Source organism: Streptomyces ferrugineus, assembly GCF_015160855.1.
Taxonomy (GTDB): Bacteria; Actinomycetota; Actinomycetes; order Streptomycetales; family Streptomycetaceae; genus Streptomyces; species Streptomyces ferrugineus.
On sequence record NZ_CP063373.1, the window covers coordinates 688563 to 711563 of the forward strand.

Genomic DNA, 23001 nt, shown 5'->3' on the forward strand with positions numbered 1-23001 from the left:
TTCGTCAACCTGGGTGAATTACCCGGGGTTGTGCTGCCTCGACTGCCTCAGTCGGACAGCCGCTCACCCGTGGAGGTGGAGAAGACGTGCGTCTCGCCGGAGCGCGGGACCACGTGCACCGTGCTGCCCTTCTCCGGGACGTCACGGCCGCTGACACGGACGACGAGGTCCTTGGAGTCGTCGCCCATCTTGGCGGTGCCGTAGACGTACGCGTCGGCGCCGAGCTCCTCGACGACGTTGACGCTGACCGCGAGGCCCTGGTCCGAGTCGGCGCCGGCCACGTCGAAGTGCTCGGGGCGGACACCCACGGTGACGGTCTTGTCGGTGGTGGCGGACAGCGCGTCACGGTCCACCGGCACGACCGAGTTGCCGAACTTCACACCGCCGTCGGTGATCGGGACCTCGACCAGGTTCATGGCCGGGGAGCCGATGAAGCCGGCGACGAAGAGGTTCGCCGGGCGGTCGTACATGTTGCGCGGGGTGTCGACCTGCTGGAGCAGACCGTCCTTGAGGACCGCCACGCGGTCACCCATCGTCATGGCCTCGACCTGGTCGTGGGTGACGTAGACGGTGGTGATGCCGAGACGGCGCTGCAGCGACGCGATCTGCGTACGGGTCGACACACGGAGCTTGGCGTCCAGGTTGGACAGCGGCTCGTCCATGAGGAAGACCTGCGGCTCACGCACGATGGCGCGGCCCATCGCGACACGCTGGCGCTGACCACCGGAGAGGGCCTTGGGCTTGCGGTCCAGGTACTCGGTGAGGTCGAGGATCTTGGCGGCCTCCTCGACCTTCTTGCGGATCTCCGCCTTGTTGACGCCGGCGATCTTGAGCGCGAAGCCCATGTTGTCGGCGACGGACATGTGCGGGTACAGCGCGTAGTTCTGGAACACCATGGCGATGTCCCGGTCCTTCGGCGGCAGGTGCGTGACGTCGCGGTCACCGATGCGGATGGCGCCGGCGTTGACGTCCTCGAGCCCCGCCAGCATGCGGAGCGAGGTGGACTTGCCGCAGCCGGACGGGCCGACCAGTACGAGGAACTCTCCGTCCTCGATGTGGATGTCGAGCGCGTCCACGGCGGGCTTCTCGGTGCCCGGGTAGATCCGGGTCGCCTTGTCGAACGAAACAGTGGCCATGGTGAATGGGCCCCCTTCTACCGGCAGGAACGTGCCGGACGATCCGTTGTAGGAAGGTGGTTGGTTTAGTCCACATGTACGGACTGGATCTGGACGGTACCCGGCGTTCGCCTGTTCTGTCAGCACCTGGGGGCATGTGAACTTCGCGGAAATTTTCGACAGGGCCCCTTCGGAACCTGGGTACACTGCTCGGGCGCGCGCGCCACGGCGCGTGCGGGCCTCCTTAGCTCAGCTGGTCCAGAGCGGCTGTCTTGTAAACAGCAGGTCGTCGGTTCGAATCCGACAGGGGGCTCTCTGTCCACGTGCGGGGCGGTCGTCGATCGACGACCGCCCCGCACGTTTTTCCCATTCCCTCGCGCAACCCCATGTCCCCGTTGGGACACGGGACATGCACCGGCGTGGAATAGGATCGCTACTGCTAGTGTTCGTCCCGTCACAGTGGGCAATCAGCCTCAATGTACATGTAATGAAATCCGAGGGTTCCATGCGCAAGCTTCACCAGGTCATGATCGCCGCGGCGGCTGCGGGCGGCCTGTCCGCCATCGGTGCCGGCACGAGCGTCGCCTACGACGCCACGCCGTCCGTGTCCGACCTCTACCGGCCGTACCAGGAGTGCAGCCCGCAGACGGTTGCCGCGACCGACGTCCCGGTCGCCGTGCTCGGTCTCTCCGAGACCTTCGACACCACCTGCGGTCAGTTCAACAACGCGTTCACCGGCTGAGGCCGGCGGCACAGTCGTGCGCGACGCCTTCCGCGGGCCCCTTCGGGGTCACTCCCGAAGGGGCCCGTCCATGCGTGGCACGCCGTCGCGACGACCCTGAACTCCGTTGTGGTGATGAGCGGTTGGTCCTCGTGGATCGGTCGCCCCCAGGTCAGTCCTTCAGTTCGTAAGCGATACGGGCCCCGACGTCGCGGTGCATGGCGTCCGGGCACACCCCCACGAAGGAGACGCAACACATGTTCAACGGGAAGAAGTTCATGGCTGTCTCGGGGCTTCTCGGCGGCCTCGCCATGACCTGTTTCGGCGCCACCCAGGCCCACGCGGCGAGCCCGGGCAACTGCGCCCTCGACGCCCAGGGCAACATCATCTGCACCCAGACGCTCCAGGGGCAGACGGAGGAGGGCGACGGTTTCATGCTGCGCCGGACGGTGAACTGCCAGCCGACGGAGCCGTTGACCCTGCCCACTCCCGGCCTGCTGTCCAACGGACAGACGCGGATCGGGCCGCACATCACCTGCGCCGACAACAGCACCCCCATGCCGGCCGCGCCCAACACCGGCCAGAACAACGCCGCGGATGACGCCACGAGCCCGTTGCTCGCCCGCTTGTTGGGCTGAGTCTCTTCGAGCGGCGGATGGCCGGACCGGGGTGACCCGGGTCCGGCCATCCGCCGTTTTCGCGCCCTCACATCGGAGTTGTCGGCAAACGGGTGACCAGCCGGCGCCGCCCGTGACCCGACCGCGGGGAAGCGTCGTTGCCCTGGCAGGGAACTCGGTGTGCGCACCGGTGCCTTGTCATGGGCCGACACGACACAGGGAAAGGGGAATGTCCCAAATTGCTACGGTTCGCTTGTATATGCTCACATTAAGTAGTCAACCAGGGCGTAACGCCCGGGAAGAAAGGGTCAAACTATGCGCAGGTTTCAGCGCGTTGCAGTCGTAGCCGCAGCGGTCGCGGGGCTGTCCGCCTTCGGCATGGGTGCCGGCAGCGCCTTCGCCCACGGGGACGACTGGGACGGTCAGGCTGTCACCGCGGTCGCCACCTCGTCGGCCAACGCCGTGGCCACGTGGGGCGCTCCGTACGACAAGGCCGGCGCCGCCCCGCACGGCGCGCCGGAGGCCGCTCCGCAGGCTGCCCCCGCCGCGCCGGAGGCCGCTCCCAAGGCCGCCGCGCCGGAGTACGGCTACGGCGAGTACTCCGCTCCGGCCGCCGCTCCGTACGCCGCTCAGCAGTAAGAAGTCGCCGAGCGTCGATGCGCGCATCTCAGGGCACAGGCGCATCGACATCCGTCGGAACACCGTATGCACGGCGCACGGTCTGAACATCTCAGCTCCTGGATCAGATCGGGCTGTTCGACGGTGTGCTGGACAACACCCTTAGCAATCGCAGCCCGGACGCGCGGCAGACCCATCAGGGAGCGCGGCCGGGCTGTGGCATTTCGGCCTCCTCCAAGGCTTCTCCAAGGCAAAAGGAACGCAGCACATGATCGGTCGACAGAAGTTCGCAACCGTCTCGGGGCTCCTCGGAGCTCTCGCCGTGATCTACAGCGGCGCGGCGCCGGCGTACGCCGACGACCCCAAGGGCAACTGCACGATCACCGCCCAGGGGGACATTGTCTGCATCAAGAAGAGCGAGGTCGTCCACAAGGACAAGCGCAACGGGTACGTCGTCCAGCAGAAGCAGGACTGCACCACGGTCGAGCGGCCGCGCTTCATCGGCCCCAAGGAGGGCATGGCCGCGAACGGGTCCGTGCAGAGCGGTCCGGTCGTGGAGTGCAACAACCGGGCGGAGCTGCCCAAGGGCGTCAAGATCCCCAAGTTCCGTTTCTGATTCTGACGGACCGGACGAAGAATGCCGGATCGGGAGTGATCCCGATCCGGCATTCTTCGTCTCGCCTCGCCTTGAAAAGACCGGTGCCCCGGCCTGGGGCCGGGGCACCGGAGAAGGATCCGGCCTACGTCACTTGTCGAAGGCGCTGTTGTTGCAGCCCATGCTCGAGCCCATCGAGGTGTCCTGGGCGCCCGGGTTGCCCTCGCCGTTGAGCAGGTTGCCGCCCAGGCCGTTGGCGATGCCGACCTGGCCGAGGACGTTGACGTTGGCGTCGTGCGACCGGCAGTTCGTGCTCTGCATGATGTTGAGGCTGTTGCCCTTGCGGCTCTTGTGGCCCCAGTCGCCGTCGGCGTGCGCCACGCCGGAACTCAGGAGTCCGACGCTCCCGAGGGCGGCGACCAGGACGGCGGCCTTGCGGAGCTTGTGCATGTTCATCTCCGGTGGAGTGGAGTGGGTCGATCTCCGGGAGATCGACTTCGTACAATTACGGAGGCTAATAGGAAGTATTTCAGCGCAATCGGCGGCACGCCGAATTCGGAAAAGTCTCACCGCCTTGGCCGATGGCCATGAAATTGCCCGCTGTTGTACACGAATCCGGCACAAAAGAGTCCCGGTACCGGGCCAGGGGCTCGGTACCGGGACCTGTTTCCCGCTTGGGTCGGCTGTGCGACCGTCAGTGCCTTAGAAGGCGCTGTTGTTGCAGCCCATCGACGAGCCGATGTGGGTGTCCTGCGCGCCCGGGTCGCCCTCGCCGTTGAGCGCGCTGCCCAGCAGGCCGTTGAGGACCCCGACCTGGCCGAGGACGTCGACGTTCAGGTCGTGCGACTTGCAGTTGGAGCTCTGCAGGACGCTGAACTTGTCCCCGCCCTTCTTGCCGCCGTGACCGTGGCCGTCGGCGCTGGCGGTGCCGGCGCCCAGCAGTCCGACAGCGCCGATGGCGGCGACAACGACGGCAGCCTTGCGAAGCTTGTGCATGTCATCTCCGGTGGAGTGAGGTGGGTGCGATCTGTGGGAGATCGACTTCGTACAGTTACCGGAGATTAATAGGAAATATCTGGACATGTATGAACGACGCGCCGGGGTTTGTGATCTCGCGCCGGGATACACCCGGAAGTCGCATGCACACATGGAAAAACGCTGGTCACAGTCCTCGATGAGGGATGAGGACCGTGACCAGCGTGGTCGCCGCAGCCGCGCCGGACGATCAGTGCGTGTAGCGCGCGTGGGAGAGGGAGTTCGCCTGGCTGTTGGCCTGGTCGCAGTCGACGCCCTCGGTCTCGGCGGCGGCCAGTACGGCGACCGGGACGGCCGCGTTGAGCAGGGACTGCGGGCTGCACTCCTGGTACGGGCGGAACAGGTTGGCCTGCTCGATCGGCCCGGCCGGCGCCACGGACGGCTGCGAGTTGACCTCGGGGCTGATCTTCGGGCTCAGCTGGGGGTTGACCTGCGGAGAGACATCGGCGCCCTGCTGGGGTGCCGCCTGCCGCCGGCCGTGCGGCGCGTTGGAGGACTGCGCACTCGCCTGGCCGTGGCTCCACGAGGTGGCCTGCATGTCCTGCTGTGGAGCGGGCGGCGGGACGGAGCCGTATCCGATGGGCGCGTCGGCGACGCTGGGGCCGACGCCGATCGCGGACAGACCACTGGCTGCTGCTACGACGAGCGCGACGTGATGAAGCTTGCGCATGGAACCTCGGCCCTTCATTGACCTGTGCATGGAACGTATGGAAATGCGGCTGCGATGGAATCTCCCTGTGCGGAACGAGGAAGTCGCGATTCCGGTCACGTGAGTCCGGGCCGGGTCACCCAATTGCCCGAGAGTGTGTAAATCCGATCGATGGCAATGGAGTGACGGAATTCCGGATCCCGTGACTTGGTCCGGGAAATGTCGTTCCCAGCAAAGAGAGGGCAGCGGCAGCTCAGGCATTACCCCTGTAAGGGAGCAGTACGAATATCAGACTGAGCACACGCAAGACTGCACTGAAATACAACGGATTTCCCTGCACAGGTAATGAAGGGCCGAGGGTTCCATGCGCAAGCTTCACAAGGCCGCGCTCGTCGTAGCAGCGGCAGGCGGTCTGACCGCCATCGGCGCCGGCGTCAGCGAGGCGGCCGACTACTACCCCGCCGGATACGCCGGTGCCGCTCCCGAGTACCCGGCACCTCAGTACGCTCCGGCGCCACAGTACGGTCCGGCTCCCCACTACGGTCCGGCTCCCCAGTACGGCCCGCCACCGCAGTACGGCCCGGCTCCTGCTCCCCAGTACGGTCCGGCGCCCGCTCCCCACTACGCTCCGGCGCCCGCGCCCCATTACGCGCCGCCCCAGCACAGTGCTCCCCAGGTCACGGCGTCGGCTCGCTCGGCGGGGGCCGCACAGGCCAGCCGTCCGTACTACCGGCCGCAGCCCCAGCCCCAGCCGGCCCCGCACTACGCGCCTCCGCCGCCCGCCCCGCGCGAGCAGACCGGTTACGCCACCGCGTCGGCCTCGTCGGGCGGTTCCGCCCAGGCCTCCAACGCGCCGCACTCGGCCCCGCAGCCGTCGGCCCCCCAGGTCGTGCCGCAGGTGACCCCGCAGACGGCCCCGCAGGTCATGCCGCAGGTCGCTCCGCAGGTCTCCGCGCCGCAGGTGTTCAACCCGGAGCCGCCGCCGCGGGTCGCGCCGCAGGTGAACCCGCAGGTCAACCCTGAGGTGAACCCGCTGATCAACCCGCTGGTCTCGCCGGCCAGCGCACCGCAGGTGCCCGGGCTCGGCCTCGGACAGGTCGCGGCGCCGCCCGTGGGCCAGCTGGGTCTGCCCCGGCTCGGCTGACGGCCGTCACGCAACTGCCCACCGTTTCGACCCCATCCCCCGCACAGCACAACCGCTCGACCAACGGAGAAGAAATGCGCAAGCTTCACAAGGCCGCCCTCGTGGGTGCCGTCCTCGGCAGTGTCGGCTCGCTCGGCGCGGGCACGGCCTCCGCCCACGGTGAGGCGATGGCCCACGACTTCGACATCACGCAGGGCATCGAGTGTCGCTCGCACGACATGAACATCGACATCCTGGGCAATGTCGGAGCCCTCAACAGCGTGCTGGCCAACGCCCTCAACGGTGAGGGCTCGCCGGGTGCGCAGCCCAGCCACCTCGGCTCGGACATGGGCTGCAACAGCGCGGTCAAGTAAGCGCACGAAGTGTCCGGTGCAACGCCCGCTCCGTCACGGGGCGGGCGTTGAACTGCTCGCCCCGAAGATCCGGAGGGACCGGTGAGACTGTCCTGTGCCGACGAAATGCTGCTGCTCAACGGGTGTCCGGGAGTCATCGGCCTGGCGGCGGTCCTCTCCGGCGAGCGGCCCGATGTGGATCAGGTGCGGGCGCGAGTCGTGGAGCGGTGGGCGGGTCTGGAGCGGATGAGCTGTGTGCTCGACGGGCCGGACGGGCGGCGTGGGTGTGCGCGGTGGGTCGTACCGGGGCCGTTCGATCCGACCGCGCATGTCGCCGTGGCGGCGGACAAGTTGGACGACCTGTGGGCGCGGAGCGTGGACCGGCCGCTGGCCGGCGGGATGCCGCCGTGGCGGCTGTACGTCGTCCCGGACGCGGCGCACGGCGGTGACTTCGCGCTGGCGCTGGTGGCCCAGCACGCGCTGCTGGACGGGCGGTCGCTGGCGACGCTGATGCGCTCGCTGATGGACGACCCCGGACCGGCCGGGGAGCCGGGCCGGTCGGTGCCGCTGCCGCGCAGCGGGCTGCGCGCGGCCGGCCGGGAGCTCAGGGCCATGTCGGCTCCGGGGCAGGCCCTTCCGACGCGGACGCCGGGGCGGACGTACCCCTCGGTCGCGGTGGTCGAACTGCCCGCGCACACCGTCCGGGCCGCGCGCCGGCAGCCCGCCGACGGTCGCGGCGCGACGCTGAACGAACTGCTGGTGGGCGCGGTGGCCGGGGCACTGCGGGCCGAGTACGGGCCGGTGCGGCGGTGGCGGGAGCGGGACGTGCCCGCGTACACGGCCGTACCGTGCGACCTGCGCGGCCGGGGGAATCCGGGCGAACTCGGGAACACGCTCACCGTCGTCCGGGTCCCGCTGCCCGTCGACATCGACGATCCCGCGGCGCGGCTGCGGGCGTGTCAGACCGCGCTGGCCGGCGTCCCCGAGCGGGCCGCCGTACACGCCACCGTGCTGTTCCCCGCGGCGGAAGCGGCACGGCGCACCGGACCCTGGGTGACCCGGCTGCTGACCAGCCGCGGCCGGCACTCCTGTTTCGCGGCGACCGCGACCACGGCCATGAAGTGGCCCGGCGCGGCCGGCACCTTCCAGGGCCGTCGGCTGGTGCGCACGGTCGGGCTGCCGCCGCTGCAGCACCCGGGCACCGTCAGCTTCGCCCTGGCCCAGACAGGGGACGCGTTCACGCTCACCGCGGTGGGCAACGTCGGCCCGGACGACGCGGACCGGCTCGCCGGCGCGGTCGTCACGGAGTTCGAGACATGGGCTCGAACGGCGACGCCGTCAGCGCTCTGACGGCACCAGGAGATGGAGGCAGTTGCATGGAAGCCGAACGCCGTGACACAGGTGACGTATGGGAAGCGCTGCGCCCGCTGTGCGCGCGGGTGATGTCGGTGCCGCAGGAGGCGGTCGTGCCGCAGGCCCGGCTGGTCGCCGACCTGGGCGCCGACAGTCTGGACATCACCGAACTGGAGGCGGCCTCCGAGGAGTTGTTCGGGGTGTCCCTGCGCGGGCGGGACAAGACCGGGGTGTCCACCGTGGGTGATGTCGCCGACCTCATCGTGCGGCTGCGCGCCGGCGCCCCCGACGCCCACAGCACCCTCGCCCGATGACCGGCCGGCACGCCGTCGCCGTCACGGGGCTCGGCGTCCGCTGCGGGGCCGGGGCGACTCCGGCGGCGCTGTGGGAGAGCCTGGTCGGCTGCCGCTCGGCGGCCTCGCTGCACGCGTTCGACGACGAGGGCACCGTCGTGTACCCCGCGTGTCCGATCACCGACTTCGACCCCGCCGGGTATCTGACGGCCAAGGAGCTGCGGCGGGCGGACCGTTCGGTGCAGCTGGCCGTGTGCGCGGCCGCGGACGCCGTGGCGGACGCCGGAGGGCTGCACGTCGCCCCCGGCCGGCGGGCCGTGGTCACCGGCACCGGTTACGGCGGGGTGATCGGCCAGGAGAACGGCATCGGACGTCCCGATGTGCTCTACGCGCCCCGGCTGATGCACAACGCCGGGGCGTACTGGATCAGCGCCCGGCACGCGGTCACCGGGCCGAGTCTGACGATCTCCACCGCGTGCGCGTCCGGGACGCACGCCGTGGGGGAGGCCATGCAGATGATCCGGGCGGGCGGTGCCGACACGGTGGTGGTCGGCGGGCACGACAGTCCGTTGACGCCCACCACCGCGCTGGCCTTCGGGCGGGCCGGGGCGATGGTCACCGAGTGCGCGGATCCGGCGTCCGCGTCACGGCCGTTCGACGTCGCCCGGCGCGGATTCGTCCTCGCCGAAGGGGCCGCCTTCCTGGTGCTGGAGCGGCTGGACCTCGCCCGCGCGCGCGGCGCCCGTGTCCACGCCACGCTCACCGGCTACGGGCGCACCTCCGACGCCCACCACCTCACCGCACCGCATCCCGACGGGGCGGGGGCCCGGGCGTGCATGGAGCTGGCGCTCGCCGACGCCGGGACGACGGCCGACGCCGTCACCCACGTCAACGCGCACGGCACCGGCACCGAGCTGAACGACCTCGCCGAAGCGCACGCCATCAGTGCCCTGTTCGGACCGCGGGCGGTGCCCGTGACCGCCCCCAAGGCGGTGACCGGGCACGGGCTGGGGCTGGCGGGAGCGCTGGAGGCCGTGATCACGGTCCTGTCGGTGCGCGAGGGGCTCGCGCCGCCGACCGCGCATCTGACGCGGCTGGACCCCCGGTGCGAACTGGACATGGTCACCGGCGAGCCGCGCAAGATCCCGGACGGGCCGGTGATCAGCAACAGCTTCGCCTTCGGAGGCCACAACGCCTGTGTCGTCTTCGACTCGCCGCACGTCTGAGCGGCGATCTGGGAACGGGAGGCTGTGGAGGATGAGGCTGACGGCCATCGAGGAAGGGCATCTGCGCAACGGGCTGCCGGGGACGGTCGGCATCGCCGCGGTGTTCCCCGGAGAACCGTTTGAGCCCGCCTGGGTGCGGGCCCGGGTCGCCGAGCGCTGGGGCGGTCTCGACCGGATGAGCCTGGTGCCGGTGCCCCCCGCCGGGCCGTCGGCGCTGTCCGGCCACCGGTGGTCGGCCGCCCGGCCGTTCGATCCCGCCGTGCACGTCGTCGGCACCGACGAGGACGTGGACTCCCTGCTGGCCGGCGGTGTCACCCGGGCGCTGCGGCCGGGGCGGCCCCTGTGGCGGCTGCTGGTGACACGGCGCCCGACCCCGGCCGGTGAACACGCGGTGGTGCTGCTCGCCCATCACGCGCTGCTGGACGGCAGGTCCCTGGAGACCCTCTTCCGGATGCTGATGGACGACGCCGTACCACCGAGTCCTGCGGCGTCCGCGGCGGTGGCCCGGCAGCGGCCGGCGGTCCGTCTCGGCGCCGTGGGCCGGGAGTTGCGGCGGATCGGGGTCCAGGGGCAGCCCGTTCCGCCGTCCTCCGGTGGCGGGGCGCGGCCCTCGGTGGCGGTGGTCGGGATCGACCCGCGGGTGATGCGTGCCGCCCGCCGCCAGCCGGCCGACGGGCGCGGGGCGACGCTCAACGAACTGCTGCTGAGCACGTACGCCGGTGCCCTGCGCGCCTGCCACGGGCCCCTGCGGTCGTGGCCGAAGGGGCCGGTCCCGCTGTACGCGACGGTGCCGGTCGACCTGCGCGGCCGTGGTGACGCACGGCAGCTCGGCAACGGCGTCACCGCGCTGCGGGTGCCGCTGCCCGTCGACCTCGACTCGCCGGTGGCCCGGCTGCGGGCCTGCCAGGACCAGGTCGCCGCGTTCGACCGGCGCTGCGAGGCGCACCGCGCGATCCTTCCCGCGCTCCAGGGCGCCGCGCGCACCGTGCCGTGGCTGGCCGGGGTGATGGCCAGGCGGCTGGCGCGTCCCGAGCTGACGACCAGTCTGTGCACCGCCTTCAAGTGGCGGGACATCCCCAGCCACTTGCACGGCCGGCCCCTGTCGAGGGTCGTCCCGCTTCCGCAGCTCTCCCCGCCGGGCACGGCGAACCTGTGCCTGGTGCACACCGCCGACGCCTACACGCTCACCGTCGTCAGCCATCTGTGCGCGGGCGACGCCGAGTTGATCGGTGCCGCCGTGGTGCGGGAGCTGGAGGCGGTCGCGGCGGCCGGGGCGCCTGCCGCGCGGGCCGCTCAAGGACTTCGTACGCCTTAGGGCTTTCGCACGTCGTGGCTCAGGGCGCGGGCCAGTTCCGGGTGGGTCAGCGCGTCCGCGCTGTCGACGAACTGGTCCACCGCGCCGACGGGCGGCAGGTCCTTCAGGACCGGGTCGCCGACGCGGGCCAGCAGGGCGGCGGTGAAGCGGTCGGCGCGCAGGACCCGGAACGGGCGGGAGTGGTACGGGCGCGTGGTGGGGGCGACGCGGTCGGTCAGATGCAGGTCGTTGTGCTGGTGGGCGACGATCTCGTAGGCGTGCGCGAGATGGCGTTCGCGGGTGTGCCAGTCCCCGGCGGTGAGGGCGGCCGTGAGGACGGGGGTCAGGCGGGGGGCGGAGGAGGTGCGGGCAAAGGCGCTGCCGAGCCATTTGCCGTACGGCGGATAGCGGCGGTCCATCAGCAGGCAGAGCCGCATCAGATCGCGGGCCAGGCGGGCGGTGACGACGGCGGAGCCCAGCTCGTCGCCGACCTCGCCCGCGCGGCCCACGAAGGCCTCCTCCCGCGCGATGCGCTGCCACTGGCAGGCCAGGACGTACAGCCAGACGTCATGGGGGTACCAGCCCAGCGCGCGGCGTAACGGGGTGAGGGTGTGCAGCCCGTCGTGGAAGACGGCGCCGGCGGTGACCTCCGCCAGCAGCTGGGTGGGGGTGGCCAGCCAGTCGGCCGACGTGATGCCCTGGGCCGGGTCGAAGCCGAGGGCGTCGGTGAACCAGGCGGAGGTGCCGGTCACTTCGACGCGGGGCTCTTCGAGCGGGCCGAAGCGGGTGGGGTGGCCGAGGAACGTCTTCGGGAGGTGCTCGGCGCATATGTGTCTGATGCGGGCCGCGTGCCGGGGCACGTCGTGGCGGTGCAGGAACACCTGCAGGCGCGGGCCCCACTCGTGGTCGGCCGAGCGCGGGGTGTCGTAGCCGAGGACCTCGGAGCCGCTGCCGATGCGGGCGGCGGAGTGGGGGACGCCGGGGGCGGCCTCCTCCAGCAACGGGCGTACGGCGTCGGTGTAGAAGCGGCGGGAGAGTTCCAGGCCGGGGATGAAGTCGGGGTCGGACGCGGGGGTGTGGGGGAGGTGCATATTCGTGGGGCTCATGCCCAGAAGCCGTGCCCGTTCGGTGAGGGGTCATGCGAAGTGCATTCACACTGTTGCGGGTTGCGGACATTCGGGGTTCCTCAGGCGCCTCGCGATCTCCAGGTGGGCCGCGAGCGGGGCGTCGTCCTCCTCGAGCTGCCACAGGGAGTTCTGCAGGACGCGGCCCAGCGTCCAGGCGCGCGCCCGGTGCCGGTCGAGGCCGAGGACGTCCGTCATGGCGTCGAAGCGCCACCGCACCTCGTCCGGCTCGAAGCGGTTCCACAGCGCCGGGAAGAGGTCGAAGCCGGGGTCGCCCGCGAGGGGCTTGGGGTCGATGGCGAGCCAGGGCGCGCGGTCGGCGGCCAGGACGTTCTCGAAGTGCAGGTCCCAGTGCAGCAGCCGGTCGCCGGGCTCGGCGGCGACCTCGCGCACCGCCGCCGCGCAGTCGGCGACGAGGCGGCGGGTGGCCGGGTCCGGGAGGAGTTCCAGGGCCGCGGGGGTCTGCTCCAGCATGTCCTCGGCGATGTCGCCGAGGCGGCGCAGCCCGGCCGGGGCCGGGGTGGCGGTGAGGTGGGCCAGCAGGCGGGCGACGACCAGGGTGGCCTCGCGGGAGTCCGGCAGATCGTCCAGGGGCCGGTCCGGGTCGAGCCGCTCCAGGAGCAGCGTGCCGGTCGCGTCGTCGGACCTCAGCAGCCGGACGGCGCCCTTGCCCCGCCACACCCGCAGCGCGACCGGCTCGCCCACGGTCTCCTCGTCGACGTCCTGGAGCTTGAGCACGGCCCGGGTCCCGTCGGCGTCCAGCACGGGCAGCACCAGTGCGCAGCGGCCGTACATCGTCTGACCGTCCGGCCGCAGTCCCCAGTGCTCCAGGAAGCGCGCGGCGCGCTCCGCGAGCGAGGCGACGTAGGCCCGGCCCGCCTCCCCGTCGTACCGCACGTGTTGGGCGATGAGTTCGTCCGGAAGGTCGATCACCTGGGTGAGCCTAGTGAGTAGACGAAGCTTTGCTTAGTGATTGCCATTTTCATCTCCTCTCGCAACTGCCCTTTGCACAAAGCTGCTTCACAGCAAGTGTCATGTGCACCATGCGTTCGCAGGGGAGGTCCTTCATGGCAGTCAGTGGTCGGCGAGCGAGACGCGTATGGGCGGTGCTCGCCACCTCCGCCGCACTCGGGCTGATGGTCACCCAGGCCCAGGCGGCACCGGACGAACCCGACCCGTTCGGCGTCCGGGTTCTCAGCGAGGAAGGGCCGGGGGAGGAGGAGCCCGGGGACGGCGGCGAGGAGAACGAGCACATCGCCGCGCGGGCCGAGGAGTACGCCCAGGCCCGCACCGCGCCGAGCGGCGTCGTGGCGCCGGGCGCGTTCGGGGCGGCGTTCGGCGAGATGCTCGACCTGCCCAACACCAAGGGGGGTTGGCGCAACGACACCCGGTTGCCGTACGACGCCGACGACCCCCGCTACCGGGACGTCAACTCCAACTCCAGCGGCGGCGCGGGCAAGGTGACCGGACGGGTGACCGGCATGGCGGCCGACGACCGCGGCACCGTGTACGCGGGCTCGGCCAACGGCGGCGTCTTCCGGTCCCGGACCGGCGGCGGCCACTGGACGAACATCTCCGACCAGCTGCCCGCCCTGTCCACCGGCGACCTCCAGCTCGACCCGCGCGGCCGCCTCTGGTACGCCACCGGCGAGGCCAACACCAGCGCGACCGCCTTCCTCGGCACCGGCGTCTACGTCCTGAAGGACCCGCGGTACGGCAAGTTCAGCCGGCGTGACCGGGTCGGCGGCGACGAGCTGGAGTCGACGTCCATCAACGCGCTCCGCTTCGCCGGCGACAAGGTGTGGGCGGCGACCACCCGGGGCGTGTGGAGCCACAGCACCAGGACGCTCAAGGGCCCCTGGAAGCTGGAGTTCGCGCCCAACCCGGACTATCTGCCGGGCGGCCCCAAGGACGACGACGCGAACGCCGCGTACAAGAACATCGCGAGCGACGTCGCCATCGACCCCAGGGACCCGGACAAGGTCGTCCTCGCCATCGGCTGGCGCAGCGGGGACACCTACAACGGCTTCTACGCCAAGGGCCGCGGCGGTGGCTGGGAGCGGCTGACCGACCTCGGTGAGCTGCCGACCGACGCGGAGGACGTCGGCAACGTCAGCTTCGCGCGCAGCGCGGACGGGTCGCGGTACTACGCCATCGACCAGTCGCCGCAGCAGATGGCCGGAAACCCGGACAGCGGCCTGGCGGGCATCTACGTCTCCAAGTCGGGCTCGCCGACCGGCAAGTGGACACAGATCGCCGACTACAAGCAGCTGCGCGACTCCGGCTCGGCGCTCACCGGCGAGGGATACCAGCCCGGCATCCAGGCCTGGTACAACCAGTTCCTCACGGTCGATCCGAAGAACCCCGACCATGTGTACGCCGGTCTGGAGGAGGTCTTCGAGACCAAGGACGGCGGCAGGAGCTGGTCCGTCCCCGGCCCGTACTGGAACTTCGGCTTCGACTGCTGGTCCATCGACCCGGCGAAGCAGTCCGGCGACTGCCCGCAGACCACGCACCCCGACCAGCACGCGGTGGCGATCGGCAGCTACTACGGCAAGCCCTACGTCCTCGTCGGCAACGACGGCGGCGTCTACCGGCGTCCGGTCGACGGCAGCGCGAACGCCGACGGCCACGCCACCGACTGGACGTCCCTGAACGACGGCACGATGGACGCCCTGCAGTACTACTCGGTGGGCGTCGGCACGGATCCCGCCAAGCGCGGCATCGCGGTCACCGGCGGGCTCCAGGACAACGGCCAGTCGATGCTGCGGCCCGGCGACCGGGTGATGGGCTCCAACTTCGGCGGTGACGGCGGCGACACGATCACCGACCCGGACAACGGGTGCAACATCGCCGAGGAGTACGTCTACCTGTCGGTGTCCGTCACGCAGAACTGCGGGGTGAACGACGGCGGCTGGGTCGACGACCCGTCCAAGGCCACGTCGTACTCGGTCGCGCCGCCCGACAACGAGACCTCCGAGGCGCGCTTCATCGCGCCGCTGAGCGCCGACATCAAGGACAAGAACACCTGGGTCGCCGGCGGCCGGCACGTGTGGGTCAACACCAAGGGCTACGGGATCCGCAGCGGCAGCGAGTGGTTCAACGCCTTCGACCTCGGTGAGGGCCGCACCGCCACGGCGGTCGCCTCCTCCGGCGGCAAGGTGTACGCGGCCTGGTGCGGCCCCTGCAACAACCAGGGCTTCGCCCGGGGCGTCGCGGTCGGCAACGCCGACGGCACCGGCTGGCACGAGCTGAACCTGCCGGTCGACAGCAAGGTCCCCAACCGCTATCTGTCCGGCCTCGCCGTCGACCCGGCGGACTCCGACCACGTCCTGCTCGCCGTCAACGGCTTCTCCCGCAAGTGGACGGAGGGCCCCGGCGCGGGCGTCGGCCACCTCTTCGAGACCAGGGACGGCGGCGCGACCTGGACGGACATCTCCGGCAACCTGCCGGATGTGCCCGCCAACTCGGTGGTCCTGCTGAAGAACGGCACGATCGCCCTGGGCACGGACCTCGGGGTGCTGGTCCGCACGCCGAAGTCGTCCGGCTGGAAGGTGGCCGGCGCCAACCTGCCGACCACGGCGGTGCTCCAGCTCAAGACGGGTCCGGACGGGCGGCTGTACGCGGCCACGCACGGGCGCGGGATCTGGTCCATCGACGTACGACGGCTGCGGTGACGTGAGCCGGAGGGGAGGGGCCCGCGGTCCGGTGGGCCCCTCCCCTCGGTCTGTTCAGGCCACCTTCTCCGGCACCGGCGTCTCCTGTGCGGCGCCGTGCTTCGGGGGTTTCGTCGTCACCATCAGGGCCGCGACCAGGCCGGCCACGAGCATGATGGCGGCGGCCCACCAGATGGCGACCGTGTAGCCGTGCACCACGCCCTCCCTGACGATCAGGTCCCGCTGGGCCGGGTCGGTGAGGTGGGCGGTGATGTAGGCGGCACTGCTGGTGGTGGCGAGGGTGTTCAGCAGGGCCGTGCCGATGGAGCCGCCGACCTGCTGCGAGGTGTTGATCGTCGCCGAGGTCACTCCGGAGTCCCGCGGGGCCACGCCCGCCGTCGCCGTGGCGAACACCGGCATGAAGATCAGGCCCATGCCGAGGCCCATGAGGATCAGGGCGGGCAGGATGTCGGCGGCGTACGACGAGTGCACCGTCAGCCGGGTCAGCAGGATCATGCCGATCGCCGCCAGCAGGGCGCCGGGGCCCATGAGCAGACGGGGTGCGACATGGTCCAGGAGCCGGGCGGCGATCTGGGTGGAGCCCGTGATGATCGCGGCGGTCAGGGGGAGGAAGGCCAGCCCGGTCATCACCGGCGAGTAGTCGAGGATGACCTGGAGGTAGTAGGTCATGAACAGGAAGAGACCGAACATTCCGATCACGGCCAGCGCCATGGTCAGGAAGCAGCCGGCGCGGTTGCGGTCCTTGATGATGTGCAGCGGCAGCAGGGGCACCGGGGCCCGCTTCTGCCACCAGACGAAGGCCGTGAGCAGGACGACCCCCACCGCGAACAGGGTGAGGACCATCGGGTCGGTCCAGCCGCGCGGCTCCGCCTCGGCGAATCCGTACACGATGGCGACCAGGCCGCCGCAGCCCAGCAGCACGCCGGGCACGTCCAGGCGGGCGCCCGCGTGGCCGGGGCTGTCGTGCAGCAGGGCCAGGGCGCCGATGACCGCGATCACCGCGATCGGCACGTTGACGTACAGGCACCAGCGCCAGTCCAGGTACTCCGTGAGCAGGCCGCCGACGATGAACCCGATCGCGCTGCCGCTGCCAGCCAGGGCGCCGTAGATGCCGAAGGCCTTGCCGCGCTCCTTGGGGTCGGTGAAGGTCGTCGTCAGCAACGACAGGGCCGACGGGGCCAGTACGGCGGCGAAGACGCCCTGCAGGGCACGGGCGCCGAAGAGCATGCCGGCCGTGGTGGCGGCACCGCCCAGCGCGGAGGCGGCGGCGAAGCCGACGAGGCCGATGACGAAGGTGCGTTTACGGCCCACCAGGTCGGCGATCCGGCCGCCCAGCAGGAGCAGTCCGCCGAACGCCAGGGTGTAGGCGGTGATCACCCACTGGCGGTTGCCGTCGCTCATGCCGAGGTCGTTCTGGGCGGACGGCAGCGCGATGTTCACGATGGTCGCGTCGAGGACGACCATGAGCTGCGCGAGCGCGATGACCACCAGACCCCACCAGCGGCGGGGGTCGGCATCCCGGGCGGTTTCCCCCGGTCGGGTGACGGTCGGGCGCGGTATGCGGTCGGGCCGGGGGTCTTGGCTGGTCATGGCTCCAGCACCACCTTTCCGGCGGTCGCGCGCGTCTGAAGGGCACGGTGGGCGGCCGCCGCCTCCGCGAGCGGGAAGCGGTGCACGGCAGGGGTCAGGCGGCCCGCGGCGGCCTCGGCGAGGGCGCGCAGTTCGAGGGTCTGTAGGGGGTTGGGGCCGCCGGCCTTTCGCATCATCGCGGGGCCGAGGACGTTCTCGGAGACGCCGTCGACGAGGTGGGGCCCGCCGTCGCGCAGGCCCTGGCCGGACCAGCCGAAGACGAGGTGCCTGCCGCCCGGCGCGAGCAGGGCGACGCACTCGCGGGCGACGTCGCCGCCCACGCCGTCGAACACGACGGTGGCCGGCCGGCCGCCGAGAAACGCGCGCACCTTCCCGGGCCACGCCGGGTCCGCGTAGTCGACGGCGAGATCGGCGCCGTTCTCCCGCACACGCGCGGCCTTCTCGGGCCCTCCGGCCAGCCCGACGACGACGGCGCCGGCGTTCTTCGCGTACTGCACCAGCAGCGTGCCGATGCCGCCCGCGGCCGCCGGGATCAGGGCCACCGCGGCCGGGCCGAGCTCGGCGAACTGCACGATCCCCATCGCCGTACGGCCCGTGCCGATCATGGCGACGGCCTCGGCGAAGTCGAGGTTCGCCGGGATCTCGTGGACGCGGTCGACATCGGTGACGGCGAGTTCGGCGTAGCCGCCCGGCGCGAAGCCGAGGTGGGCCACGACACGCTTGCCGAGCCAGAGCGCCGCGACGCCCTCGCCGAGGGACTCGACGACTCCGGCGACCTCGCGGCCGGGGATCGTGGGCAGCGTCGGCGGCTCGGGTGCCGGGCCCTGGACGCCCTCGCGCAGGGCGGTGTCCAGGAGGTGGACGCCGGCCGCCCGCACGGCGATGCGGACCTGGCCGGGGCCCGGAGCCGGGGCGTCGACCTCCTCGTAGGTGAGGTTCTCGGCCGGGCCGAAGGTGTGCAGGCGGATGGCGTGCATGGGTCCCCCATCGGTGTGGACTCGGGTGCTGTCAGAACGCCAACCCTCCAACCTCAAGCTTGCTTGAGGTCAAGGGCGGACCAGTCGAGGGCGGACCGGCCGTGGGCGTTCCTGCCAAGGGCGTTCCTGCCGAGGGCCAGGGACACCGCCGTGAGCGCGCTGTTGAACGACACCTCGGACAGCACGCCGGGGGCCGCGACCTGATCGCCCGCCAGATAGACCCCGTCGCCGCGATCGACCGCGGGGCGGTCCCGCCAGCTGGTGCCGGGCAGGTCGACGGCGCCGGTACGGCCGTTGGCGACGGCCTCGCTCCGCCAGGTGACGCGCTCGCGCCAGCCGGGGAAGCCGAGGTCGAGAAGCCGCTCGGCGCGGGCGACGCCGTCGGCCCGGGACTCGTGCGGGGCGAGGGGGAACTGGCCCTGGAGGAGCTGCTCACCGGCCGGGGCGAGCGACCGGTCCTGGGCGGTGAACCGCTCGATCCACCCGGTCTCGTCGAGGTCGGCGACGACGAAGGCGTCCCCGCGCCGGGTGCGCACCGCGAGATCGATCAGTGCGGTACGTCCGCTCGTCCAGGTCAGGGAGTCGTCCCTCAGCAGACGGCGGGCGGAGTCGAGGGAGGTGGCGACGATGACGGGCGTGTCGGTCGGGAGCTCGTCGACGCGGGACAGGGTCTCCATCCGGACCCCGAGGTTCCAGGCCCGGGCCGCCATCCGGTCGATCATGGTCGCCCATCCGCCCCGCGGATAGTGCGCCTCCGGCGGCAGCCTGGTGGCCCGCCGCAGCCGCTCCCGCACGAACGCGGCGGACAGCGCGCCGGGGTCGTGGTGGAACAGGGCGACGGCGGAGTAGTGCGCGGCGGCACGGGCGCCCTCCTCACCGGCGATGCCGGTCGCCCACGTCATGAAGTCGACGTCGACGGGCGCCTGCGGCAGGGCCGGCCGCAGCAGCTTGAGCATGGCGAACGGCGGGGTGCGGCGCAGTACGCCACGGTGCCGCAGCCGCAGCCGGGCGGCCTCCAGGGGCGGGATCGGCGCGAGCGGTCCGATGAGGTCGCGCTGCCTGAGCCAGGCCCAGTGCGGGCCGCCGCTGTACAGGGCGTGCGGTCCCTCGTTGGTCCGGTACGGCCCCTCGGCGGTCCGCGCCCGCCCGCCCAGGGTGTGGTGGGCTTCGTACACGGTGACCTTGGCGCCCGCCTCGGCGGCGGTGATGGCCGCGGTGAGTCCGGCGAAGCCGCCGCCGACGACGGTGATGCGGTGCATGACTGGGGGTCTCCCTCGTGCTCGGGGTCGCCTTTCTTGCGTCCTCTGTGAGTACGACGGTCCGGGGTACCCAGAATGTGACATCGGCAGTGATCCGCACGGATCGTCGCAGGTCAGGCGGATTGTCAGTGGCGGGGTGCAGCATGGGGACATGGCGAGGAGAGCGATGGGCCGGCGCGGCGGTGCGGGGCGGGGCGGTGTGCAGGGGGCGCGGCGGCCCGAGGTGCGGCTGCCGGCGCTGGAGCCGTTCCGGGACGGGGAGTTGGAGCCGGACGGGGACTACGACGGCCTGGAGTTCGCCGAGGAGGACCTCACCGGGCACGACGGCGGGGGCGCCCGCTTCATGGACTGCGCGCTGAAGGGCTGCGTCCTGGACGAGACGCGGCTTCATCACGCCCGGATCCTCGACTCGGTCCTCACGGCGCCCCGGGGCGTCGGCACCGACCTCGCCGAGGCGACGCTGCGCGATGTGGAGCTGGTCGACGCGCGGCTGGGCGGGGTGCAGCTGCACGGGGCCGTGCTGGAGCGGGTGGTGATCCGGGGCGGCAAGATCGACTACCTGAACATGCGCAAGGCCAAGCTCAGAGACGTCGTCTTCGAGGGCTGCGTCCTGGTCGAGCCGGACTTCGGGGGTGCCCGCCTCGAGCGGGTGGAGTTCGTGGACTGCGCGGTGAAGGGGGTGGACCTCACCGGGGCCGGCCTGGCGGACGTGGATCTGCGCGGGGCGGTGGAGCTGGAGATCGCGCGGGGTGTGGACCGGCTGGCCGGGGCGGTGCTCAGTACGTCCCAACTCCTGGATCTGGCACCGGTGCTGGCGGCACAGCTGGGGATCCGGGTGGAGGGATGACGGCCGACCGGCGCTCCCGCGCGTTCAGCCCACCCGTGGAAACCGGGCCTGGAGCGTCCAGACCGCCGGGTTCTCGCCCAGGTCCTCGTGCAGGTCGATCAGATCGGCGAGCAGATCGTGCAGGAAGTCGCGGGCCTCGCGGCGCAGTTCGGCGTGCGAGAAGGTCAGCGGGGCCTCCTCCGCCGGCATCCAGTCCGCCTCGATGTCCACCCAGCCGAAGCGGCGCTCGAAGAGCATGCGGTCGGTGGACTCGGTGAAGTCCAGCTCCGCCCGCTGGGGCCGGGAGGCGCGGGAGCCGGCCGGGTCCCGGTCCAGCCGCTCGACGATGTCGCACAGGGCCCAGGCGAAGTCGAGCACCGGCACCCATCCCCAGGCTGTGGACAGTTCCCGGTCCGCCTTGGTGTCGGCGAGGTAGACGTCCCCGCAGAACAGGTCGTGGCGCAGCGTGCGGACGTCCGCGCGGCGGTAGTCCGTCTGCGGGGGATCCGGGAAGCGGTTGGAGAGGGCGTAGCCGATGTCGAGCACGTAGGCGATGGTGTCACGGCCGACCTCATAGGATCATCGGCGTGTCCCGTTTCGCGCCCGTTGCCCTGACCGTCACCTCCGCCCTGCTCGTCCTGACCGCGTGCAGCGGCGGAGTCCAGGGCACCCCCGGCGGCTCCGGTGTGCGCGACCCGTACTTCACCAAGGCGGGCAACGGCGGCTACGACGTCACCCACTACACCCTCGACCTCGCCTACGACCCCGACGAAGAGCACCTCACCGGCACCGCCGAGATCACCGCGCGCGCCGGCAAGGACCTCTCCGCCTTCGACCTCGACCTGAAGGGAATGGACGTCGGGGAAGTCTCGGTGGAGGGCGAGCGCGCCCGATGGAGCCGCAATGGCCAGGAGCTGGTGATCCGTCCCCACGACGACCTCGACGAGGGCGAGACCTTCCGCACCACCGTCCGCTACTCCGGCACCCCGCAGACCCTCACCGACCCCGACGGCTCCGAGGAGGGCTGGCTCCCGGGCGCCGCCGGCGCGCTCGCCCTCGGCGAGCCGACCGGGTCCATGGCGTGGTTCCCCGGCAACCACCACCCCTCGGACAAGGCGTCGTACGACGTCTCGGTGACCGTGCCGGAGGGGCTGGAGGCCGTCTCCAACGGCGAGTTGGCGGACCGGAGCACCAGCGGCGGCCGTACCACGTTCCACTGGCGCACGGCGGAGCCCATGGCCAGCTACGTGGCCACGCTGGCGATCGGCGACTACGACATCACCCGCTCCACGGTCACCGGCGCGAACGGCGCCGAACTGCCCGTCTACACCGCCGTGACCCCCGCCCAGGCCACCCCCGCCCGCAAGGCGCTCGCCCGGCTCCCCGAGGTCATGGAGTGGCTGCAGTACAACTTCGGCCCGTACCCCTTCTCCTCCACCGGCGCGATCATCTCCGACACCGACGACTCCGACTACGCGCTGGAGACCCAGAACCGTCCGGTCTTCCCCGGCGCCCCCGGCACCGAGCTCCTCGTCCACGAGCTCGCGCACCAGTGGTTCGGCAACTCCGTGACGCCGAAGAGCTGGCGCGACATGTGGCTGAACGAGAGCTTCGCGACGTACGCGGAGTGGCTGTGGGAGGAGGACGACGGCGGCGACAGCGCCCAGGAGACCTTCGACGCCTTCTACGACCACGGCGGGAAGGACCACAAGGACATCTGGTCCTTCCCGCCCGCCAGGCCCACCAGCGCCGCGCACATCTCCGACCCGCCCGTCTACGAGCGTGGCGCGATGGTCCTCCACAAGATCCGCCAGACCGTCGGCGACGACACCTTCTACGACATCGTCCAGGGCTGGGCCGCCGCCCACCGCCACGGCAACGCGGACACCGACGACTTCACGCGGTACGTGGAGAAGAAGGCCCCCGACGAGGACTTCACGGCCGTCTGGGAGGACTGGCTGTACGGCGACGGAAAGCCCGAGCAGCCGTAGGAACCCGGTCAGACGGCCAGTTCCTTGCGCAGCACCGTGCAGGGGCGGTCGAACTGGCGGTCCCTGCCGTAGCCGATGGTCTCGTAGCCGAGGGCGGTCCAGAAGTCGAGGGCGCCCGGGTTGTTGTCGAGGACGGCAAGGCGTACGGCGGCGGCCCGGCCGGCCGCGCGGAATCGGTCCTCCACGGCAGCCGCGAGCTGCCTGCCGTACCCCTTGCGGTGCGCCGCCGCGTCCACCATCAAAAGCCCGATCCAGGGGTCCGGGTCGACCGGGTCCGGATGGCTGGCCAAGGTGATCACGATCCCGACGAGCCGCCCCTCACTGCGGGCGAGCAGCACCTCAGCCCCCGGCACCAGCAACTCGTCGGCCAGCGCGGCGGCCACCTGCTCGGGGCGGATGTCGTCCGGGTCCGGGAAGTCGCCGCTGAGCGCGTGGAAGTCGCGGTTGGAGGCGTAGAGGGCGGTGAGTTCGGTGAGGACCGGGGCGGGGATGTCGTGGTCGGGGGTGAGGGGGAGGGGGTCGAGGATCATTCGGGCAACCTATCGAAGGGGCACCGACGCCTGGA

24 protein-coding genes and 1 tRNA gene are annotated in these 23001 nt (G+C 71.4%); 14 read left to right on the top strand and 11 right to left on the bottom strand.

Annotated features, from left to right (window positions below; all coding sequences use genetic code 11):
- Positions 1-47 precede the first annotated feature (47 nt).
- Positions 48-1136, bottom strand: coding sequence for an ABC transporter ATP-binding protein (locus IM697_RS03285; protein ID WP_194044496.1), 1089 nt, complete (start codon positions 1134-1136; stop codon positions 48-50).
- A gap of 217 nt (positions 1137-1353) precedes the next feature.
- Here IM697_RS03285 and IM697_RS03290 point away from each other — a divergent pair.
- From IM697_RS03290 to IM697_RS03310, 5 genes are all read left to right on the top strand, one after another.
- Positions 1354-1428: transfer RNA gene (locus IM697_RS03290), tRNA-Thr, on the top strand.
- A gap of 192 nt (positions 1429-1620) precedes the next feature.
- On the top strand, positions 1621-1857 hold the full coding sequence (locus IM697_RS03295) for a hypothetical protein (RefSeq protein ID WP_194044498.1): 237 nt from the start codon (positions 1621-1623) through the stop codon (positions 1855-1857).
- Between the two features lie 236 nt (positions 1858-2093).
- On the top strand, positions 2094-2474 hold the full coding sequence (locus IM697_RS03300) for a hypothetical protein (protein ID WP_194044500.1): 381 nt from the start codon (positions 2094-2096) through the stop codon (positions 2472-2474).
- Between the two features lie 294 nt (positions 2475-2768).
- Entirely contained in the window at positions 2769-3092 is a 324-nt protein-coding gene (locus tag IM697_RS03305; RefSeq protein ID WP_194044502.1) for a hypothetical protein, read from the top strand.
- Positions 3093-3339: 247 nt separating this feature from the next.
- Positions 3340-3687, top strand: coding sequence for a hypothetical protein (locus IM697_RS03310; protein ID WP_194044504.1), 348 nt, complete (start codon positions 3340-3342; stop codon positions 3685-3687).
- 129 nt (positions 3688-3816) lie between these two features.
- Here the strand turns inward: IM697_RS03310 and IM697_RS03315 are convergent, their stop codons facing one another.
- From IM697_RS03315 to IM697_RS03325, 3 genes are all read right to left on the bottom strand, one after another.
- A complete protein-coding gene (locus tag IM697_RS03315; RefSeq protein WP_194044506.1) occupies positions 3817-4116 on the bottom strand; it encodes a hypothetical protein in 300 nt (99 codons plus the stop codon).
- 252 nt (positions 4117-4368) lie between these two features.
- Positions 4369-4662 (bottom strand): hypothetical protein, encoded by a 294-nt coding sequence (locus IM697_RS03320; RefSeq protein WP_194044508.1) that lies wholly within the window; start codon positions 4660-4662, stop codon positions 4369-4371.
- Positions 4663-4891: 229 nt separating this feature from the next.
- On the bottom strand, positions 4892-5371 hold the full coding sequence (locus tag IM697_RS03325; protein WP_194044510.1) for a hypothetical protein: 480 nt from the start codon (positions 5369-5371) through the stop codon (positions 4892-4894).
- A gap of 343 nt (positions 5372-5714) precedes the next feature.
- Here IM697_RS03325 and IM697_RS03330 point away from each other — a divergent pair, with 343 nt between their 5' ends.
- The 6 genes from IM697_RS03330 (at position 5715) to IM697_RS03355 (ending at position 11013) form a co-directional block, all read left to right on the top strand.
- Positions 5715-6494 carry a hypothetical protein gene (locus tag IM697_RS03330; RefSeq protein WP_194044512.1) on the top strand — a complete coding sequence of 260 codons (780 nt, stop codon included), beginning with the start codon at positions 5715-5717 and terminating at the stop codon, positions 6492-6494.
- 74 nt (positions 6495-6568) lie between these two features.
- On the top strand, positions 6569-6847 hold the full coding sequence (locus tag IM697_RS03335; RefSeq protein ID WP_194044514.1) for a hypothetical protein: 279 nt from the start codon (positions 6569-6571) through the stop codon (positions 6845-6847).
- Positions 6848-6928: 81 nt separating this feature from the next.
- Positions 6929-8176, top strand: coding sequence for a wax ester/triacylglycerol synthase domain-containing protein (locus tag IM697_RS03340; RefSeq protein ID WP_228044478.1), 1248 nt, complete (start codon positions 6929-6931; stop codon positions 8174-8176).
- A gap of 26 nt (positions 8177-8202) precedes the next feature.
- The gene (locus IM697_RS03345; RefSeq protein ID WP_194044516.1) at positions 8203-8493 is read left to right on the top strand and encodes a phosphopantetheine-binding protein; all 291 of its coding nucleotides are present in this window, start codon (positions 8203-8205) and stop codon (positions 8491-8493) included.
- Positions 8490-9698, top strand: coding sequence for a beta-ketoacyl-[acyl-carrier-protein] synthase family protein (locus IM697_RS03350; RefSeq protein ID WP_194044518.1), 1209 nt, complete (start codon positions 8490-8492; stop codon positions 9696-9698). The genes IM697_RS03345 and IM697_RS03350 overlap by 4 nt, the downstream gene beginning before the upstream one ends.
- Before the next feature lie 31 nt (positions 9699-9729).
- Entirely contained in the window at positions 9730-11013 is a 1284-nt protein-coding gene (locus IM697_RS03355) for a wax ester/triacylglycerol synthase domain-containing protein (RefSeq protein WP_194044520.1), read from the top strand.
- On the opposite strand, the gene IM697_RS03360 is transcribed toward IM697_RS03355, so the two are convergent.
- Both IM697_RS03360 and IM697_RS03365 read right to left on the bottom strand, forming a co-directional pair.
- Positions 11010-12098, bottom strand: coding sequence for a DUF4037 domain-containing protein (locus IM697_RS03360; protein ID WP_228044479.1), 1089 nt, complete (start codon positions 12096-12098; stop codon positions 11010-11012). The two genes, IM697_RS03355 and IM697_RS03360, sit on opposite strands and share 4 nt — an antisense overlap.
- A gap of 45 nt (positions 12099-12143) precedes the next feature.
- Positions 12144-13049, bottom strand: a complete 906-nt coding sequence (locus tag IM697_RS03365; protein WP_194044522.1) for an aminoglycoside phosphotransferase family protein — start codon at positions 13047-13049, stop codon at positions 12144-12146.
- 134 nt (positions 13050-13183) lie between these two features.
- Between IM697_RS03365 and IM697_RS03370 the strand changes: the two genes are divergently transcribed.
- Positions 13184-15793: a glycosyl hydrolase gene (locus IM697_RS03370; protein ID WP_194044524.1), complete on the top strand. Its 2610-nt coding sequence runs from the start codon at positions 13184-13186 to the stop codon at positions 15791-15793.
- Positions 15794-15847: 54 nt separating this feature from the next.
- On the opposite strand, the gene IM697_RS03375 is transcribed toward IM697_RS03370, so the two are convergent.
- The 3 genes from IM697_RS03375 to IM697_RS03385 are packed head-to-tail and all read right to left on the bottom strand — an operon-like array spanning position 15848 to position 19619.
- Positions 15848-17383 (bottom strand): MFS transporter, encoded by a 1536-nt coding sequence (locus IM697_RS03375; protein WP_194044526.1) that lies wholly within the window; start codon positions 17381-17383, stop codon positions 15848-15850.
- The gene (locus IM697_RS03380; protein ID WP_194044528.1) at positions 17380-18360 is read right to left on the bottom strand and encodes a zinc-binding dehydrogenase; all 981 of its coding nucleotides are present in this window, start codon (positions 18358-18360) and stop codon (positions 17380-17382) included. Before IM697_RS03380 ends, IM697_RS03375 begins: the two co-directional genes overlap by 4 nt.
- Positions 18361-18413: 53 nt before the next feature.
- Positions 18414-19619, bottom strand: coding sequence for an NAD(P)-binding protein (locus IM697_RS03385; RefSeq protein WP_194044530.1), 1206 nt, complete (start codon positions 19617-19619; stop codon positions 18414-18416).
- A gap of 151 nt (positions 19620-19770) precedes the next feature.
- Here IM697_RS03385 and IM697_RS03390 point away from each other — a divergent pair, with 151 nt between their 5' ends.
- Positions 19771-20466 (top strand): pentapeptide repeat-containing protein, encoded by a 696-nt coding sequence (locus IM697_RS03390; RefSeq protein WP_194044531.1) that lies wholly within the window; start codon positions 19771-19773, stop codon positions 20464-20466.
- A gap of 24 nt (positions 20467-20490) precedes the next feature.
- On the opposite strand, the gene IM697_RS03395 is transcribed toward IM697_RS03390, so the two are convergent.
- Complete coding sequence (locus tag IM697_RS03395) at positions 20491-20991, bottom strand: hypothetical protein (protein ID WP_194044532.1); 501 nt, start codon at positions 20989-20991, stop codon at positions 20491-20493.
- Between the two features lie 41 nt (positions 20992-21032).
- Between IM697_RS03395 and IM697_RS03400 the strand changes: the two genes are divergently transcribed.
- Entirely contained in the window at positions 21033-22436 is a 1404-nt protein-coding gene (locus tag IM697_RS03400) for a M1 family metallopeptidase (protein ID WP_194044533.1), read from the top strand.
- Between the two features lie 8 nt (positions 22437-22444).
- On the opposite strand, the gene IM697_RS03405 is transcribed toward IM697_RS03400, so the two are convergent.
- The gene (locus tag IM697_RS03405) at positions 22445-22966 is read right to left on the bottom strand and encodes a GNAT family N-acetyltransferase (RefSeq protein ID WP_194044534.1); all 522 of its coding nucleotides are present in this window, start codon (positions 22964-22966) and stop codon (positions 22445-22447) included.
- Positions 22967-23001: the final 35 nt, after the last annotated feature.